Raw genomic sequence first — 18,958 nt, 5'->3', positions numbered from 1 at the left:
TCTTCGAGGCCGGCTACTTCAGCCTGCTCGCACTCGCGCACGCGCTCGATGCAGCGGGCGCAGCGGGCCGCGGGCCCCTCGCACTCACCGTCGTCACCGATCGCGTCGAAGACGTTGCCGGCACCGAGCCGCTCGCACCCGAGAAGGCCACGCTGCTCGGCCTCGCGAAGATCCTGGGCCAGGAGTACCCATCGATCGGCTGCCGCGTCGTGGATGTGGTGCTGCCCGCACCCGAGAGCGCAGCCGAGGCCGAGCTCGCGCGCCGCGTGGCCGACGAGGCGGCAGCGCCACCGGACGAATTCCTGGTGGCCTACCGCGGGCCGCATCGCTGGCGGAAGCGCTATGCGCCGCTGCCCGATGTGCCCGCGCCCGCCGCAAGGCAGCGCCTGCGCGAAGGCGGCGTCTACCTCATCACCGGCGGCATGGGTGGCGTCGGCCTTGCGATGGCGCGCTACCTGAGCCGCACCTGGAAAGCGAAGCTCGTGCTGCTCGGCCGTACGCCGCTGCCCGGGCGCAGCGATTGGGAGCGCCTCGTTGCGGACGCCGGCCAGCCCGTGGCGCTGCGGCGCAAGCTGCAGCAGCTGATCGATCTCGAAGCGAGCGGCGCCCAGGTGCTGCCGGTGGCGGCCGACGTCAACGATGCCGCGCAACTGCGCGCGGCCCTCGCCGCCGTGCATGCGCGCTTCGGTGCAGTCCACGGCGTGGTGCATGCCGTCGTGCACCCCGACCGCGGCATGATCGCCCAGCGCACGCCGGCGCTGGTCGAAGCGGCCTTCGGGCCCAAGGTCGCGGGCACGCTCGCGCTGCTCGATGCGCTGCGTGCCGAGCCGCTGGACTTCGTGCTGTTCTGCTCGTCGATCTCGGTGCTCATCGGCGGCCTCGGCCGCAGCGACTACGCCGCCGCCAACGCCTACCTGGACGCACTGGCCACGGCCAGCCGCCGCAGCTCGCCGCTGCCGCTGTTCTCGGTCAACTGGGATGCGTGGCGCGACGTTGGCGTGGCGCTCGACATGGACCTGCCCGAGGGCGTGGGCCTGGACGAACGCACCGGCGTGCTCGCTTTCGAGCGCATTGCCAACGGCCCCGACCTGCCGCAGACCATCGTGTCCGTCTCGCCGCTGGCGCCGCGCCTCAGGCCGCTCGACGACCTGTTCGATTCGCTCGACGACGCGCCCGCGGCCGAGGTGCGCACCGGCCATTCGCGCCCCGTGCTGCAGACGCCGTATGCCGCCCCCGAAGGCGAACTGGAAGAAGCGCTTGCCGGCTTCTGGAGCGATGCGCTGGGCATCGTCCCCGTGGGCGTGCACGACAACCTGTTCGAGCTGGGCGGCGATTCGCTGCTCGCCATCCGCCTGCTGGCCCGCGTGCGCAAGGCCTACGGCGTGGAGCTGCATCCCGCCGCGTTCTTCAAGGCACCGACCGTCGCCGAGCTGGCGACCCTGGTCGAGCTGCGCCTGATCGAGGACATCGAACGCGAAGCCGAAACCGCAGAAACCACCGAAGACAGCGCACCATGAGCGAGACACCGAATCTTTCCGAACGACGCGCCCGGCTGACGCCCGCGCAACTGAGCCTGCTGCAGCAGCGCCTGAAGCGCGACGCGGCCCCGGCGCCGGCGCGCGCGGCGATCGTGCGCGGCCAGGACGATGGCGCTGCGCCCGTGTCCTTCGCGCAGCAAGGGCAATGGTTCCTGTGGCAGTTGAACCCGGGCAACACCGCCTATCACGTCGGCGGCGGGCTCGGCTTCTCGGGGCCGCTCGACATCGCTGCCTTGCGGGAAGCCATGCAGGCGCTCGTGGCGCGGCACGAGGCGCTGCGCACCGTCTTCCGGCCGGGGGAGGGTGGGTTGCCCGAGCAGTGCGTCCAGGCGGCGGTCGAGATCGGGATTCCCTTCATCGACCTGGCCGCGCTCGACGCAGCGGCGCGTGAATCGCGCCATGCCGAGGTGGTGGCGGACGCCTGCCGCACACCCTTCGACCTGAGGGCAGGCCCCTTGCTGCGCGGCACGCTGTTGAAGATGGCGGACGGCGAGCACCAGTTGCTCCTGATGATGCATCACATCGTTTCCGATGCCTGGTCGGTCGAGCTGATGCTCGACGAGCTGGCGCAGCTTTATGCGATGCGCGTTCAAGGCTTGCCGGCATCGCTGCCGCAGCCGGAGATCCGCTATGTCGACTTCGCCCGCTGGCAGCGCAAGTGGCTGGACGACGGCGAAGGCGAGCGCCAGCTCGCCTACTGGCGCGGCCGGCTCGGCGACAGCCACCCGGTGCTCGCGCTCGCCACCGACCGGCCGCGCTCCGCCGACGCGGACTACAGCGCGGCGCAGCACACGCTGGATGTGCCGGCAGCGCTCGTCGAGGCGCTGAAGCGCCAATCCCGCGAGCAGGGCGGCACGCTGTTCATGGCCTTGCTCACTGCGTTCCATGCCCTGCTGTTCCGCCACACCGGGCAGCAGGCGATCCGCGTCGGCGTGCCGGTGGCGGGGCGCGGCCGGCCGGAGACCTCGGGCGTCATCGGCGCCTTCATCAACACCGTGGTGCTCGATGCGCGCATGCACGGGCAGATGCGCCTGGCCGACCTGCTGCTGCAGGTGCGTGATGTGTCGCTCGAGGGACAGGCGCACCAGGACCTGCCGTTCGAGCGGCTGGTGCAGGCCCTGCGGCCCGAGCGCGGGCATGCGGGCTCGCCGCTGTTCCAGGTGATGTTCAACCATCTTGGCCAGGGCGACCGGCCGTTGCAGGGCTGGCCCGGACTGCGCGTGCGCCGGATCGACCTCGCCCAGCGCGCCGCACCGTTCGAGCTCACGCTGGAAACCATCGAGCGCGCGGACGGCGGCATCCAGGCCAACTTCCGCTATGCGGCCGAGCTGTTCGAGCCGCAGACCGTGGAGCGGCTTGCAGGCCACTACGGCCGCGTACTCGAAGCATTGGCCGCGCGGCCCGCATCGACGCTGAATGAACTCGACCTGCTGGGCCCCGAAGAAAAAGCGCAGCTTGGCCAGTGGAGCGTCAACACGCACAGCCACGGCGACGCCATGCCGGTGCACCGCCTCATCGAACAGCAGGCGGCCCGGCATCCGGATGCGGTCGCGGTGCTCTTCGGCGATGCATCGCTCAGCTACGGCGAACTCAACCGCCGCGCCAACCGGCTCGCGCACCGGTTGATCGCCGAGGGCGTGGGCCCCGAGGTCAAGGTGGGCGTTGCGCTGGAGCGCAGCCTGGAACTGGTGGCCGGCCTGCTCGCGGTCCTGAAGGCCGGCGGCGCCTACGTGCCGCTGGATCCCGAGTATCCGGCCGAGCGCATCGCCTACATGGTCGAAGACAGCAAGCTCGGCCTCGTGCTCACGCACAGCAGCCTGGCCGATCGCCTTGCGCTGCCGGCCGGCGTCGCGGCGCTCGCGCTCGACACGCTGGATCTCGAGGGCATGGCGCAGACCGACCCCGTGGTCGCACTCAGCGGCGAAAACCTCGCCTATGTGATCTACACCTCGGGCTCGACCGGCCGCCCCAAGGGCGCGGCCAACCGGCACGCCGCATTGCACAACCGGCTGGCGTGGATGCAGGCGGCCTACCCCATCGATGGCGCGGACACCGTGCTGCAGAAAACGCCGTTCAGCTTCGACGTGTCGGTGTGGGAATTCTTCTGGCCGCTCATGGCCGGTGCGCGGCTGGCCGTGGCGGTGCCCGGTGATCACCGCGAGCCCGCACGCCTTGCACATTTGATCCAGCGCCACGGCGTGAGCACGCTGCACTTCGTGCCCTCGATGCTGCAGGCCTTCCTGGCGCACGATGGCATCGAGGCCTGCACCAGCCTGCGGCAGATCGTCTGCAGCGGCGAGGCATTGCCAGCCGAGGCGCAACTGGGCGTCTTCCAGCGGCTGCCGCAAGCGGCGCTGCACAACCTCTACGGCCCCACCGAGGCGGCCATCGACGTCACGCACTGGACCTGCCGCCGCGACGGCCGCACCCAGGTGCCGATCGGCCGGCCCATTGCCGGCACGCAGGCCTTCGTGCTCGATGCCGACCTGAACCTCGTCGCGCCCGGTGTGGCGGGCGAGCTCTACCTGGGCGGCATCGGGCTTGCGCGCGGCTATGTGGAGCGCGCGGGGCTCACCGCCGAGCGCTTCGTGGCGAACCCCTTCGGCATGGCCGAGGGCGCGCGCCTCTACCGCACGGGCGACCTCGTGCGATGGAACAGCGAAGGGCAGCTCGACTACCTGGGGCGCATCGACCACCAGGTGAAGATCCGCGGTTTTCGAATCGAACTCGGCGAGATCGAGGCCCAACTGCTCGCGCAGCCCGAAGTGCGCGAGGCCGTCGTCGCCGCGAGCCAGGGGCCGGCGGGTGCGCAGCTCGTGGCGTATGTCTCGCCGCAGGCGGGCCGGGCCGTCGATGCCGCGCAGCTGCGCGAACGCCTCGGCCGCGTGCTGCCGGACTACATGGTGCCGGCGCTCGTCGTCGCGCTGGACAGCTTGCCGCTCAACCCGAACGGCAAGGTGGACCGCAAGGCGCTGCCGCCGCCCGAGCTGGCGAGCGCGCGCGTCTACGAAGCACCGCAGGGCAAGGTGGAAGAAGCGCTCGCCGCGATCTGGGCCGAAGTGCTCGGCGTGGCGCGCGTCGGCCGCCACGACAACTTCTTCGAGCTCGGCGGCCATTCGCTGATGTCGGTGCAGGTGGTGGCCCGCGTGCAGGGCGCGATGCACGCGGAGCTCTCGGTGAAGGACGTCTTCCAGCACCCGGTGCTCGCCGCCATGGCGGGCCTCGTTGCCGCGGCGGCGGCCAGAAAGCCCGTCGCCCAATCCCTTTCGGACATTGATTCCTTCATCGACAGTCTGGAGATCGCTTGATGGAAATCACGGCAACCCACCTTCACATCGGCAAGCGCTTCTCGGGCCTCGATCCGGCGCAGCGCCGCGCGGTCTACCAGAAGATCCGCGCGGAGGGCCTGGCCATCGGGCAGTTCCCGATCCTTGCGCGCGATACGGCGGCGCAGGCGCGGTGCCCCGCCTCGTATGCGCAGCTGCGCCAATGGTTCCTGTGGCAGCTGGAGCCCGGCAGTTCGGCCTACCACATCTCGGGCGGGCTGAAGCTCAGGGGCCTGCTCGACCGCGAAGCGCTGCAGGCCAGCTTCGACGCCCTGCTCGAACGCCATGAGTCGCTGCGCACGGTGTTCCAGGCCGATGCCGAAGGGCATGTCGAGCAACTGGTTCGCGAGCGCATGGCGCTGGAGATTCCGTTCACCGATCTCTCGGACATCGATGCCGAAGTGCGCGAGGCCCGCGCGTGGGAGGCGGCCGTTCGCCTTGCCGAAACACCGTTCGATCTCACGGCCGGGCCGCTGCTGCGCGTGGCGCTCATCCGCCTGGCCGAAGGCGAGCACCTGCTGGTCGTCGTGATGCATCACATCGTGTCGGACGGCTGGTCGATGCAGGTCCTGGTCGACGAATTCGCCGCGCAATACCACGCGCGCGCCGCCGGGCAAACGCCGCGGCTCGCGCCCCTGCCGATCCAGTACGCCGACTACGCGCTGTGGCAGCGCCACTGGCTCGAAGCGGGCGAGAAGGAGCGCCAGCTCGACTACTGGAAGGCCCAGCTGGGCGCCGAGCACCCGGTGCTGCAGCTGCCCACGGACCACGCGCGGCGCGGCGACGGCAAGTACCGCGTCGCCCGCCACGAGATGGCGCTGCCCCAGTCCGTCGTCGATGCGCTGCACCGGCGCGCGCAGGCCGAGGGCTGCACGCTCTTCATGGTGCTGCTCACCGCGCTGCAGGTGCTGCTGCACCGCTACACCGCGCAGCAGGACATCCGCGTCGGCGTGCCCGTGGCCAACCGCCACCGGGTGGAGTCGGAGCGCGTCATCGGCTTCTTCGTCAACACGCAGGTGCTGCGCAACGTGCTGGGCAGCCGCACCAGCCTGCGGCAGGCGCTGCAGAACACGCGCGAGGCGGCACTCGGCGCGCAGGCCCACCAGGACCTGCCGTTCGAACAGCTGGTCGAGGCCCTGCAGCCCGAACGCAGCCTGGGCACCGCGCCGCTGTTCCAGGTGATGTTCAACCACCAGCGCCGCGACCAGGCCGCGCTCGCCAAGCTGCCCGGCCTCACGCTGCAGGACTACGAGATCGGCACGCAGACGGCCCAGTTCGAGCTGACCCTGAGCACCATCGAAGACGCGCAAGGCTGCGTTCAAGCGAGTTTCCATGTGGCGCAGGAACTGTTCGACGCCGAGAGCATCGCCCGCATGGCCGCGCACTACCTGGGCGTGCTGCGCGCACTTGCCGAACGGCCCGAACAGGCGGTGGGAGACATCGACCTGCTCACCGCGGGCGAGAAGGAGCGGCTCGCGGCATGGGGCGTGAACGACTCCGGTGGTCGCAGCACCGAGCCCGTGCATCGCCTGATGGCCCGGCACGCGAAGGCCAACCCGGATGCGCCCGCGCTGCTCTTCGGCGACGAGGTGATGAGCTACGGCGAACTCGACCGGGCCGCCAATCGCCTGGCTCATCGATTGATCGCGATGGGCGTGAAGCCCGAGACGCGCGTCGGCATCGCGGTGGAGCGCTCGTTCGATATCGTGGTCGGCCTGCTCGGCGTCCTGAAGGCCGGCGGCGCCTATGCGCCGCTCGACCCGGAGTACCCCGCGGACCGCCTGGCCTACATGGTGGAGGACAGCGGCATTGCGCTGCTCCTCACGCAGAGCCATGTGATGGCCGGCCTGCCGCTGCGGGACGGCCTGCGCGTGCTGCAGCTGGACACCGCCGACTTGGCCGGCGAGCCCGACGACGCGCCTCATGTGCCCGTGCATGCGGACAACCTCGCCTACGTCATCTACACCTCGGGCTCGACCGGCATGCCGAAGGGCGTGATGGTGTCGCACGGCCAGTTCGCCGCGCACTGCGTCGAGACCGCGGTGCTCTACGAGATGGGACCTCGGTCGCGCGAGCTGCACTTCCTGTCGTTCTCGTTCGACGGGGCGCACGAGCGGCTTTTCACCGCGCTGTGCTGCGGCGCCTCGCTGCTGTTGCGCGATGCCTCGCTCTGGACCGCCGAGCAGACGCTCGACGCCATGCAGCGCCACGGCGTGACCAACGCCGGCTTCCCGCCGGCCTACCTGCGGCAGCTGGCCAACTGGGCGCGCGACACCGGCCGCTGCCCGCCGGTGCACCTGTACTCCTTCGGCGGCGAGGCGATGTCGCGCGAAGGCTTCGACGCCGTGTGCCGGCACCTGAAGCCCGCGCTGCTGATCAACGGCTACGGCCCGACCGAGGCGGTCGTCACGCCGATGCTTTGGAAGGTTGCAAACACCGCGGCGTTCTCCGAGGGCTATGCGCCCATCGGCCGGCCCGTGGGCAACCGCAGCGCCTACGTGCTCGATGCGGACCTGAACCCGGTGCCGCGCAGCGTAGCCGGCGAGCTGTACCTCGGCGGCGAGGGCCTGGCGCGCGGCTACCTGCATCGCGCGCCGCTCACGGCCGAGCGCTTCGTGGCGGACCCCTTCGATGCCGGAGGCGGGCGTCTCTACCGCACCGGCGACTGGGTGCGATGGCGCGACGACGGGCAGCTCGAATACCTGGGGCGCATCGACCACCAGGTGAAGATCCGGGGCTTTCGCATCGAGCTTGGCGAGATCGAGGCGCAGCTGCTGGCCCAGCCCGAAGTGCGCGAAGCGGTGGTGGTCGCAAGGCCCGGGCCGGGCGGTGCGCGGCTGGTGGGCTATGTGTCGCCGCAAGCCGGCCGCCTTGTCGATGCGGCCGAGCTGAAGGAGCGGCTCGCCCGCGCGCTGCCCGACTACATGGTGCCGGGCACGCTGGTGGTGGTCGATGCGCTGCCGCTCGCCCCGAGCGGCAAGGTCGATCGCAAGGCGCTGCCGGAGCCGGCCGCCGAACACGGCAAGGCTTTCGAGCCACCGCAGGGCGCGGCCGAAGAAGCCATTGCGGCGGTATGGACCGATGTGCTGGGTCTCTCGCGCGTGGGCCGGGGCGACAACTTCTTCGAGCTCGGCGGCGATTCGATCCTGAGCCTGCAGATCGTGGCGCGCCTGCGGCTGGCGGGCTGGAAGGTCGCGCCCAGGCAGATCTTCGAGCGGCAGACGGTGGCGCAGCTCGCGGCTGTTGCAATGCCGGCCGATGCGTTGCGTGCCGCGGTGGGCGACGTGCAGGGCGAGGCGCCGCTGCTGCCGTTCCAGCATGAATTCTTCGAGATGGACATGCCGGTGCGGGCGCACTGGAACCAGGCATTGCTGCTGAAGAACCGCGAGCCGCTGCAATTGCCGGCCTTCAGGCAGGCGCTGCGCGCAGTGGTGCAGCAGCACGACAGCCTGCGCCTGCGCTACCGGCAGGACGCCGGCGGGCTGTGGCACCAAACCTATGAGGCCGTCGAGAGCGTGCCCGAAGACCAGTCCGCGGAGCTGGTGTGGGTGCGGCACGCGACGGATGCCGCGCAGGTGGCGCCGCTGTGCGAAGAGGCGCAGCGCAGCCTGGATCTTGCGCACGGCCCGCTGGTCCGCGCGCTCGCCATCGAGCTGCCGGACGGCGACTCGCGGCTGCTGCTCGTCGTTCACCACCTGGTGGTCGATGGCGTGTCGTGGCGCATCCTGCTCGAAGACCTGCAGGCCGCCTACTGGCAGAGCCTTGCGGGCCAGCCTGTCGCGCTGCCTGCTACCAGCAGCAGCTGCAAGGACTGGTCCGTCGCATTGCAGGGCTATGCGAAGGCCCATGGCGACGAACTCGCCCACTGGCAGTCGCTGGCCGATGTGCCGGCCGCGCTGCCATGCGCGCGTCCGCATGGATCGAACACCGCGGCCGACCAGGAGAGCGTCGAGCTGCGGCTTGACCAGGCCACCACGGAGGCCTTCCTGAAGGATGCGCCCGCGGCCTACCGCACACAGGCCAACGACCTGTTGCTGACGGCGCTGGGCCGCGCGCTGTGCGCATGGAGCGGGCACGGCAGGGTGCTGGTCGATCTGGAAGGCCATGGCCGCGAAGACCTGTTCGCGCACATCGACCTGTCGCGCACCGTCGGCTGGTTCACCACGCTGTTCCCGGTGGCACTCGATCCGCTCGGCGCGCAAGGCGAGGCACTCAAGCGCGTGAAAGAAGACCTGCGCCGCGTTCCGCGCAAGGGCGTGGGGCATGGTGTCTTCAAGCACCTGGGCGATGCCGCGCAGCGCGAGGCGCTGCGCGCACTGCCCAGGGCGCAGGTGGTCTTCAACTACCTCGGCCAGTTCGACAACAGCGGTGCCGATGCGCAGGCGCAATGGAGCCTTGCGCAGGAGCCCAGCGGCGCGCCGGTGGATGGCGGCGCGCCGCTCACGCACGAGTTCTCGATCAACGGCCAGGTCTACGGCGGCGAGCTTTCGCTGCGCGCAAGCTACAGCCGCGCACGCCACGACCGCGACGCGGTCGAGGGCTGGATGCAGCGCTTCCGCGAGGAACTCGAAGCGCTGGTGCGGCATTGCACAAGCGGTGCCGAAGGGGTGACGCCGGCTGACTTTCCGCTGGCCGCCATCGGCCAGCCGCAGCTCGATGCGCTGGCATTGCCGGTGGCGAACCTCGCGGACCTGTACCCGCTCTCGCCGATGCAGGCCGGCATGCTGTTCCACAGCCTGCTCGCGCCCGGCGGCAGCGCCTACCTGAACCAGTTGCGCGTGGACATCGACGGGCTCGATGCCGAGCGCTTCAAGGCGGCCTGGCGCGCGGTGCTCGAGCGGCACGAGGTGCTGCGCACCGGATTCGTCCAGGGCGAAGCTGCGTGGCAATGGGTGGCAAGGCAGGTCGAGGTGCCGCTGGCCGAACACGACTGGCGGGGGCGCGCCGACGCGCCCGAGGCCCTGGACGCACTGGCCGGCGAGCAGCTTGCGCAGGGTTTCGACCTTGCGCAGCCGCCGCTGATGCGGCTGGTGCTGGTGCGCGTTCGCGATGACCGGTACCACTTCGTCTGGACCATGCACCACCTGCTGCTCGACGGCTGGAGCACGTCGCAGCTCATGGGCGAGGTGCTGCGGCACTACGCGGGCGAAGCACCCGCGGCCCCCGGCGGCCGCTATGCCGACTACATCGCGTGGCTGCAAGGGCGCGACGGCGCCGCCGACGAGCGCCACTGGCGCCAGGAACTCGCCCGCCTCGACGGCCCCACCTGGCTGGCCAACACCTTGCCCAAGCCCGCGGCCGAACAGGGCGGGCACGGCATGCACCGCCACGAGATCGACGCGCCGCGCACGCGCGCGCTGCTCAAAGCGGCCCGGCGCGAACGCGTGACCCTCAACACGCTGGTGCAGGCCGCGTGGGCGCTGCTGCTGGCGCGCCACACGGGGCAGCGCAGCGTGAGCTTCGGTGCCACGGTGGCGGGCCGGCCGGTGGATCTTCCCGGCGCGCAGCAGATGCTGGGCCTGTTCATCAACACGCTGCCGGTGATCGCCACGCTGCAGCCGGAGCAACGCGTGGGCGATTGGCTGCGCGCGCTGCAGGCGCGCAACCTCGCGGCGCAGGACCACGAGCACACGCCGCTGTACGAAGTGCAGCGCTGGGCCGGGCAGGGCGGGCAGGACCTGTTCGACAGCCTGGTGGTGTTCGAGAACTATCCGCTCGACCAGGCACTGAAGCAGCAGGCACCCGGCGGCCTGCGCTTCGGCGAGGTGCGCAACCGCGAGGAAACCAACTATCCGCTGACCCTTTCCGTACACCAGGGCGACACGCTGGTGCTGGGCTACAGCCACGCGCGCAGCCAGTTCGACGAAGCGGCGGTGCATGCATTGGCCGCGCACATGGACAGGCTGCTCGGCCTGCTGGCCCACGCGCCCGATGCGCGGCTCGGGGATGTGGGGCTCGCGGACAAGCTGCCGCCGCCGGGCGAGGCCATGCGCAATACGCACAACGACGCCGAGCCCGTGCACCGCTGGATCGAGCGCCAGGCCAGGGCGAACCCCCAAGCCACCGCGCTCGTGCTCGGCGACGAGGCGCTCGGCTACGGCGAGCTCGACGCCCATGCCAACCGCCTGGCGCACCGGCTGGTCGCGCTAGGCGTGGGGCCCGAGGTGAAGGTCGGCATCGCGGTCGAGCGCTCCATCGAGATGGTGGTGGGCCTGCTCGCCATCCTGAAGGCCGGCGGCGCCTATGTGCCGCTGGACCCCGAGTACCCCGCCGACCGCCTGGCCTACATGATCGAGGACAGCGCGATCGGCCTGCTGCTCACGCAAAGCCATGTGAAGGCGAAGCTCCCGCTGGGCGATGCCCTGCAGGTGCTGGCGCTCGACACGCTCGACCTGCGCGGCGAGCCGGCGCACGCACCCGAGGTGACGGTACACGCCGACCACCTCGTCTACGTGATCTACACCTCGGGCTCGACCGGCCGCCCCAAGGGCACGCAGCTCACGCACCGCAACGTGGCGCGCCTGCTGGGCGCGACCGACGGCTGGTTCCGCTTCGGCGCGCAGGACGTGTGGACGAATTTCCATTCCTACGCCTTCGACTTCTCGGTGTGGGAAATCTTCGGTGCGCTGTGCACCGGCGGCAGGCTGGTGATCGTGCCGTATTGGGTGAGCCGCTCGCCCGACGACTTCTTGGCGTTGCTGCGCGCACAGCGCGTGACCGTGCTGAACCAGACGCCGTCGGCCTTCCGCCAGCTGATCCACAGCCCGGCGCTGGACGGCGGCGAACGCCTTGCGCTGCGTTGCGTGATCTTCGGCGGCGAGGCGCTGGAGCCGGAGAGCCTGCGGCCCTGGATCGATCGCTTCGGCGATGCGCAGCCGCAGCTGGTCAACATGTACGGCATCACCGAGACGACGGTGCACGTCACCTACCGGCCCATCGTGCGGGCCGACCTCGACGAGAAGCGCAGCCCCGTGGGCGTGTGCATCCCGGACCTCGGCCTGTGGGTGCTGGACGGCGACCTCAACCCGCTGCCCGTGGGCGTGGCGGGCGAGCTCCACGTGTCCGGCGCAGGCCTGGCGCGCGGCTATCTCAACCGCGCCGGCCTGAGCTCGGAACGCTTCATCGCCGCGCCCTTCGGCGAGCCGGGCAGCCGGCTGTACCGCACCGGCGACCTGGTGCGCTGGCGTGCCGACGGGCAGCTCGATTACCTGGGGCGCATCGACCACCAGGTGAAGATCCGGGGCTTTCGCATCGAACTTGGCGAGATCGAAGCCCGGCTGCAGGCGCAGCCCGAGGTGCGCGAAGCAGTGGTCCTGGCCAAGGACGGGCCGGCGGGTGCGCGGCTCGTCGCGTATGTGTCGCCGCGGGCCGGCCATGAGCTGGACGTTGCGGTGCTGCGCGAGCGGCTCTCGCAGCACCTGCCCGACTACATGGTGCCCTCGGCCATCGTGCCGCTCGACGCGGTGCCGCTCAACGCGAACGGCAAGGTCGACCGCAGGGCGCTGCCCGATCCGGAGCTGGCCAGCGCAACGGACTTTGCCGAGCCGCAGGGCGAGGTCGAGACCGCGCTCGCGACGATCTGGTCCGAGGTGCTGGGCGTGGAGCGCGTCGGGCGCCACGACAACTTCTTCGAGCTCGGCGGCCATTCGCTGCTGGCGGTGCAACTGGTGTCGGGTGCCAGGCGGCGCTTCGGCATCGAGCTGCCGCTGCGCACGGTGTTCGAGCAACCCTCGCTGATGGCATTCGCCGCCGCCGTCTCGGCCGCGGCCGCTGAACTGCCGGACGGCGCCACGGTCTCCGAAGACCGCGGCATCGGCCATATCGACGCCCTGCTGGGCGAACTGGAGATGGAAGACCTATGAGCCTGGAAATGACCGCGCTCTCGCGCCGCTTCGCTGCCTTGCCCGCGGCCAGGCAGCGCGTGTTTCTGGAGAAGCTGCGCGCGAGCGGCGTGGGCTTCGAGACGCTGCCCATCGTGCCGCGCGACCCCGCGGCACCGGTGCCGATGGCCTATGCGCAGCGCGCGCTGTGGCTGGTGTGGCAGCGCGCGCCGCAGTCGCCGGCATACAACCTGTCGGGGCGGCTGGCGCTGCCCCTGCCGTGCACGCCGCAGCAGGTGCAGGCCTGCCTCGCCCAGCTGGTGGCGCGGCACGAGGTGCTCTGCACCACCTACCCGGCCGGCGCCGAAGGGCAGCCGCTGCAGCACATCGACCCCGCGCATCGCTTCGGCTGGGCGGTGCGCGAATGGGCTGGCTCGCGCGCGGACAGCGAGCGCGAGCTGGCGGCTGCCGCCACCGAGTTTGGCGCGCGGCCCTTCGACCTGGAGCACGGACCTGTCTTTCGCGGTGAACTGAACGTCTTTGCCGATGGCGCGCCCGAGCTCTTTCTCGCGGTGCATCACATCGCGGCCGACGGCCAATCGGTGGCGCTGCTCGTCGGCGAACTGCAGGCGCTGCTCGCGGCGCCCGCCGGAAACACACAGCCTGCGGCACCGGCCCTGCAATACGCCGACTACGCCGTGTGGCAACGCCAGTGGCTCGAAGCCGGCGAACTCGAAAGGCAAACCGCGTATTGGCGCGAACAGCTGCGGGATGCGCCGCAAAGCACGCCGCTGCCGCTGGACCGCCCGCGCCAGAAGGCGCGCGATGCGCGCGGCGGCCAGATCAACTTCGCGCTGCCGCCCGATGTGTCGCAGCGACTGAAGGAGCTGGCGCGCAAGCACGCCGCATCGCCGTACATGGTGGCGATCGCGCTGCTCGGCCTCTTGGTCTACCGCTACTGCGGCGAGCGCGATGTGTGCATCGGCTCGCCGTCGACCACGCGCGACCGCTCCGAGCTGGCCGCCCTGGTGGGCCACTTCACCAACGTGCTGGTGCTGCGCATGAAGGTGGACCCCGCGGCCGGCTTCGTCGCGCTGCTGTCGCAGGTGCGCGAACGCGTGCTCGAAGCCAAGAGCCACCAGGACCTGCCGCTGGACATGCTCGTCGAGGCGCTGGCGCTGGAGCGCATGCCGGGCTTGCATCCGCTGTTCCAGATCAAGTCCACGCAGCAGGCGGCGGGGGCGGTGCCCGCGGATCCGGCCGCTGCCGCGCACGGCATCGGCGTGGACGAAGTGCACTTCGACCTGAGCTTCGACCTGGTCGACACCGGCAGCGCGCTGTCCTTTGTTCTCGCGTATGCCGCGGACATCTTCGACCACGCGACCATCGAGCGGCTGGCCGATGCGCTGTGCAGCCTGGCTGCGCAGGTCGCGGCCGATCCGGCGCGCGCGTTGGCCGCAACGCAACTGTCCGGCGATTCGAGCCTGCGCGGCGAACGCGCATCCTGGCCTGCCGACAACGTGCTGGCCCTGTTCGACCAGGCGGCCGCAAGGCGCGGCGGCGCGACGGCGCTCACTTTCGGCGACCGCGCGCACAGCTTCGATGAACTGTCGCGCGCGGCCGGCCACTGGGCGGCCGAGCTCGAAAGCCGCGGCATTGGTGCCGAGCAGCGCGTGGCCGTCTGCATGGAGCGCACGCCCGAGTTCGTGCTGGCGGTGCTGTCGGTGCTGAAGGCCGGCGGCGCCTACGTGCCCATCGACGCGGCGCTACCGCAGCAGCGCATCGACGAGCTGCTGGCCGATTGCGGCGCCGCGCTGGTGCTGGTGTCCGGCGGGAAGCCACGGCAGGCAGCATTGCCATGCATGCAGGTGGGCTTCGACGTGCCGGGCGGCTTCATGCCGCATCGCGCGCGTGCGGTGCACCCCGCGCAGGCGGCCTACCTGATCTACACCTCCGGGTCGACCGGCCGGCCGAAGGGCGTGGTCGTTCACCACGGCGCGTTGGCCAACTATGTGCAGGGCGTGCTCGCGCGGCTGGCGCTGCCCGAGGGCGAGAGTTTCGCGATGGTGTCCACCGTCGCGGCGGATCTTGGCCATACCTCGTTGTTCGGTGCGCTGTGCTCGGGTGGTGCGCTGCACCTCGTCTCGAGCGAGGCGGCCTTCGATCCCGATGCGTTTGCGGACAGCATGGCGAAGACGCGCGCCGGCGTGCTGAAGATCGTGCCCAGCCACCTGAAGGGCCTGCTGAACGCGCAGCGCGCGGCCGCGGTGCTGCCGTCGCACGCGCTCGTGCTGGGCGGCGAGGCGACGGACGCGGCAACGCTGCAGGCCATTCGCGCGCTGCGGCCGGACCTGCGCATCTTCAACCACTATGGGCCGACCGAGACCGCGGTCGGCATGCTGACGCATGCCGCGCCGGCGCAGGCTGGCGATACCGGCAACCTGCCCCTGGGCAAGCCGATCGCGAACATGGACGCCTGGGTGCTCGACGACGCATTGCAGCCCGTGCAGCCCGGCATGGCGGGCGAGCTCTACATCGGGGGTGCCGGCGTGGCGCGCGGCTATCTTTCGCGCGCCGGTCTTTGCGCCGATCGCTTCGTTGCCTCGCCCTTCGGCGACGGGCAGCGCATCTACCGTGCGGGCGACCGCGTGCGCCAGCGCAGCGACGGCACGCTGGAGTTTCTCGGCCGCAGCGATGACCAGGTGAAGATTCGCGGCTACCGCGTCGAGCCGGGCGAAGTGGCGGGCCGCATCCGCGAGCTCGATGGCGTGGCCGATGCCGTGGTCGTCGCGGAGCAGGGCGCGCAGGAGAGCGCGGTGCTGCGCGCCTACGTGGTCGCCAGGCCGGGCACTTCGCTCGATGTGGAAGAGCTCCGGCACGCGTTGGCGGACAGCCTGCCGGCGTGGATGGTGCCCGAGCGCATCGTGCTGCTCGACGCGCTGCCGCTCACGGCCAACGGCAAGATCGATCGCAAGGCGCTGCCGCGCCCGGCGCAGCCCGAGCCTGCGCGCCATTTCGACGCCCCGCAGGGCCCGACCGAAGAGGCGCTGGCCCGCATCTGGAGCCAGGTGCTCGGCGTGGACCGCATTGCGCGCGGCGACAACTTCTTCGCGCTGGGCGGCGATTCCATCCTGAGCCTGAAGCTGGTGGCGCGCATCCGCAAGCAGCTGCCCGGCGGCGGCCAGCTGAGCCTGCCGGATGTGATGCAGGCCAGCAGCCTCGGCAGCCTCGCCGAGCGGCTGCGGCAGAAGTTCGAGGGTTCGCACGATGCCGTCTGCCTGAGTGCGAGCGGCACCGGCGTGCCGCTGTTCTGCCTGCCGGGCCTCATCGTGAACACGCGCGAGTTCCTGCCGCTCGCAGAGGCGCTGCAGGGCGAGCGCGTGGTGTACGGCTTCGTGAGCCACGTCTACACGCGCAAGCGCTGGCGCGGTTTCGACCTGCAGGCGCTGGCCGCGGAGTACGCGAGTTTCATCCTCGCCACGGCCACCGAGGGGCGCTGCGCGCTGCTGGGCTGGTCGTCGGGTGGCGACCTGGCCTTCGAGCTTGCGCGGCAATTGCAGGGACGCATCGAGATCGTGTTCACCGGCATGCTGGACGTGTTCGAGACCGCGCCGCTGCGCGCCTCGGCGCCGCTCGACGCCGCCCGGCGCGCCCAGGCCGACGAGGTGCTCGCGCAGTGGCTGGGCCGCTCGGAAATGGCCGCTCACTGGAAGGCGCTGTTCGCCCGCATGGACGGCGAGGAGCTTGCCTGGGTGGCCGAGCAGGTGCTGAACCCGGCGCAGCCGCTGCCGCTCGACGGCACCGAGGACGAGGCGGCCGAGTACCTGCTGTGGGCGACGATCGACAAGCGCGTGCAGGCCGCGCGCTACACCTGCGCGCGGTCGCCGCTGCCGCTGCATGTGTTCCTCGCGGACAGCTCGCTGCGCCGCGAGGAGACGCTGCGCAACTGGGCCGACCATGCGCCGGTGGTGTCGGCCGAAGTGCTGCCGCAGGCCGATCACCTGGACATCGTTCGCCACCCCGCGCTGTGCGCGTCGCTGAAGGCGCTGCTGCGCGGGGCCGATGCGGCGCATGGCGCCGTGCAGCCGGCCCAGTCCGCGGCCTACCAGCGGTAGGTGGCCGTGGCCGTGACCTTGCGCTGGTCGCCGTAGTAGCAGTTGCCGTACTGGTCGCAGTTCGCGAAGTAGGTCTTGTCGGCCAGGTTGCGCACGTTCAGCGCAAGGCTCCAGCGATCGATGTCATAGCCGATCATCGCGTCGAACACGGTGTACGAAGGCACCTGGACCGGCGCCTTGTTCAGGTCGCCGCGGTTCGAGCCGGTGAAGCGCGCGCCCAGGCCGACCTTGATGCCGTTGTCGAAGCGGTAGTCCGCCCAGAGCGCGGCGCGGTGCTTGGACACCGCGAGCAGCGGCGTGCCGATTTCGCTCGGCGTGCTGCTGGCCGTGATCTCGACCTTGGGCGTGTAGGCGTAGGACACCGTCACGTTCATGCGCTTGACGGGCTGGAAGGCCGCCTCGAGCTCCAGGCCGCGCACCAGCACCTCGCCGGTCTGGCGCGGGCGGAAGTTGGCGTCGGCCGTGATGTAGTTCTGGCGGCGCAGGTCGAAGAGGGCGGCGCTGTAGCTGTCCGTGGTGCCCACGGGCTGGTAGCGCACGCCGGCTTCGTACTGGCGGCCGGTCTCGGGCTTGAACGGGCTCTGGGTGTCCGGGTTCAGGCGCGCCGAGGGCGAGAACGATTCGGAGTAGCTCAGGTAGGGCGCCCAGCCGCTCGGGAAGGTGTAGACCAGGCCGCCGCGCTTGGTGAACTTGTGCTCGGGGATGTCGCTGCGCGTGCCGTCCAGGTTGCTGTGGATGACCGTGGAGGCGCGGTCGTAGCGGCCGCCCAGCGTGAGGCTCCAACGCTCGCCCCACTTGATCTGGTCCTGGATGTACAGGCCGGTCTGCGTCAGGCGGGTGTTGGCGTCCACATAGGGCGCGGGCACGAAGAACGGACCGCCGTACACGGGCGCGTAGATGTTGATGCTCGGCGCACTGCCGCCGCTGTAGCTGGCCTGCTCGATGCCGGTGCGCTGGTGGTCCAGGCCGATCAGCACCTTGTGCTTCCAGTCGCCCGAGACGAAGTTGGCTTCGAGCTGGTTGTCCAGCGTGAAGGTCGAGACGCTCTCGCGGCTGCCCGAGATGCTCCGGCGCAGCATCTGGTAGTTGCGCGGGTCGGCGGCGTTGCTGTTGAGCGGCACGATCGCGCGGCCCTGCACGGCACCGTAGTCGACGTCGAGCCGGCCGTAGCGCAGGTTCTGGCGCGCGGTGAAGGTGTCGTTGAAGCGGTGCTCGAACTCGTAGCCGACCATCCACTGGTCCACGTCGAAGTGGTTGAAGTTGGGGTCGCCCACGAAGAGCGAGTCGGGAATGTAGTTGCCGAAACGCGTGGGGACCAGCGAGCCGACCGTCGGGCGCCCGCGCGTGTACACGCCGCCGCGCACGCGGTTGAAGTGCGACAGCAGCGTGAGCGTGGTGTCCGCCGAGGGGCGCCAGGTGAGCGAGGGCGCGATGTAGAAGCGGTCGTCGTCCATGCTGGCGGCCGGCAGCTTGCTGTCGCGGCCCACGGCCGTCAGGCGGTAGCTGAGCTTGCCTTCGGCATCGATGGGGCCGGAGAAGTCGGCGGCGACCTGGGTGCGGTTGTTGCTGCCCAGTTGCAGCTGCACTTCGCGCAGCGGCTCGGTGGTGGGGCGCTTGCTCACGACGTTGACCACGCCGCCGGGGCTGGCCTGGCCGTAGAGCACCGAGGCCGGTCCGCGCAGCACTTCGATGCGCTCCATGCCATAGGGCTCGATCTGCCAGACGCCCCAGTTGCCGTTGTTGCGCAGGGGCATGCCGTCCAGGTAGAAGCCCGGCGCGTAGCCGTCGAAGCCGCGGATCGAGATCCAGTCGTAGCGCGAGTCGGCGCCGAAGACGGTGGTGGTGACGCCGGGGGTGTAGCCCAGCGCGTCCTTCACGGTGGTGGCGCCGATGGCGGCCACGCGGTCGGCCGTGACCACCGAGATCGACTGCGGGGTTTCCAGGATCGGGGTGTCGGTCTTGGTGCCGGTGGCGCTGCGCTTGGCCACGTAGCCGTTCACATGGCCCTTGGCCGACGCTTCCGTATCGGCCGTGACGGTCACCGCCGGCAGGTTGCTGCTGTCCTGCGAGAAGGCGGGGGCCGCCCACAGGGTGCAGGCGGTTCCGAAGGCCGAGGCAAGCGCGGCGCTCAGCAGGCGGGGTCGGGGCAGGGGACGCAT

Annotated in this window: 5 protein-coding genes (1 of these 5 cut by a window edge); 4 read left to right on the top strand and 1 reads right to left on the bottom strand. The window is 70.7% G+C overall.

Going from position 1 to position 18,958, the window contains the following annotated elements; translation table 11 throughout:
* The 4 genes in view from ACAM58_RS18200 to ACAM58_RS18185 are tightly spaced (each overlapping or abutting the next) and all read left to right on the top strand, a layout consistent with a single transcriptional unit that may run on beyond the window.
* Positions 1–1,517, top strand: the final stretch of a protein-coding gene (locus tag ACAM58_RS18200) for a beta-ketoacyl synthase N-terminal-like domain-containing protein (RefSeq protein ID WP_369663205.1). 3,046 nt of this gene lie to the left of the window's left edge; 1,517 of the gene's 4,563 nt are visible here — the last part of the coding sequence; the start codon falls outside the window, past its left edge; the stop codon is at positions 1,515–1,517.
* The gene (locus tag ACAM58_RS18195; protein ID WP_369663204.1) at positions 1,514–4,846 is read left to right on the top strand and encodes an amino acid adenylation domain-containing protein; all 3,333 of its coding nucleotides are present in this window, start codon (positions 1,514–1,516) and stop codon (positions 4,844–4,846) included. Before ACAM58_RS18200 ends, ACAM58_RS18195 begins: the two co-directional genes overlap by 4 nt.
* Positions 4,846–12,726 (top strand): amino acid adenylation domain-containing protein, encoded by a 7,881-nt coding sequence (locus ACAM58_RS18190; protein ID WP_369663203.1) that lies wholly within the window; start codon positions 4,846–4,848, stop codon positions 12,724–12,726. Before ACAM58_RS18195 ends, ACAM58_RS18190 begins: the two co-directional genes overlap by 1 nt.
* Complete coding sequence (locus ACAM58_RS18185; RefSeq protein ID WP_369663202.1) at positions 12,723–16,799, top strand: amino acid adenylation domain-containing protein; 4,077 nt, start codon at positions 12,723–12,725, stop codon at positions 16,797–16,799. Before ACAM58_RS18190 ends, ACAM58_RS18185 begins: the two co-directional genes overlap by 4 nt.
* Here ACAM58_RS18185 and ACAM58_RS18180 read toward each other — a convergent pair.
* Entirely contained in the window at positions 16,787–18,958 is a 2,172-nt protein-coding gene (locus tag ACAM58_RS18180; RefSeq protein ID WP_369663201.1) for a TonB-dependent siderophore receptor, read from the bottom strand. The two genes, ACAM58_RS18185 and ACAM58_RS18180, sit on opposite strands and share 13 nt — an antisense overlap.

This window comes from Variovorax sp. V116, from assembly GCF_041154435.1.
Taxonomy (GTDB): Bacteria; Pseudomonadota; Gammaproteobacteria; order Burkholderiales; family Burkholderiaceae_C; genus Variovorax; species Variovorax paradoxus.
Note: the sequence above shows the minus strand (reverse complement) of the source record. Positions and strands in the feature narration are given on the sequence as shown.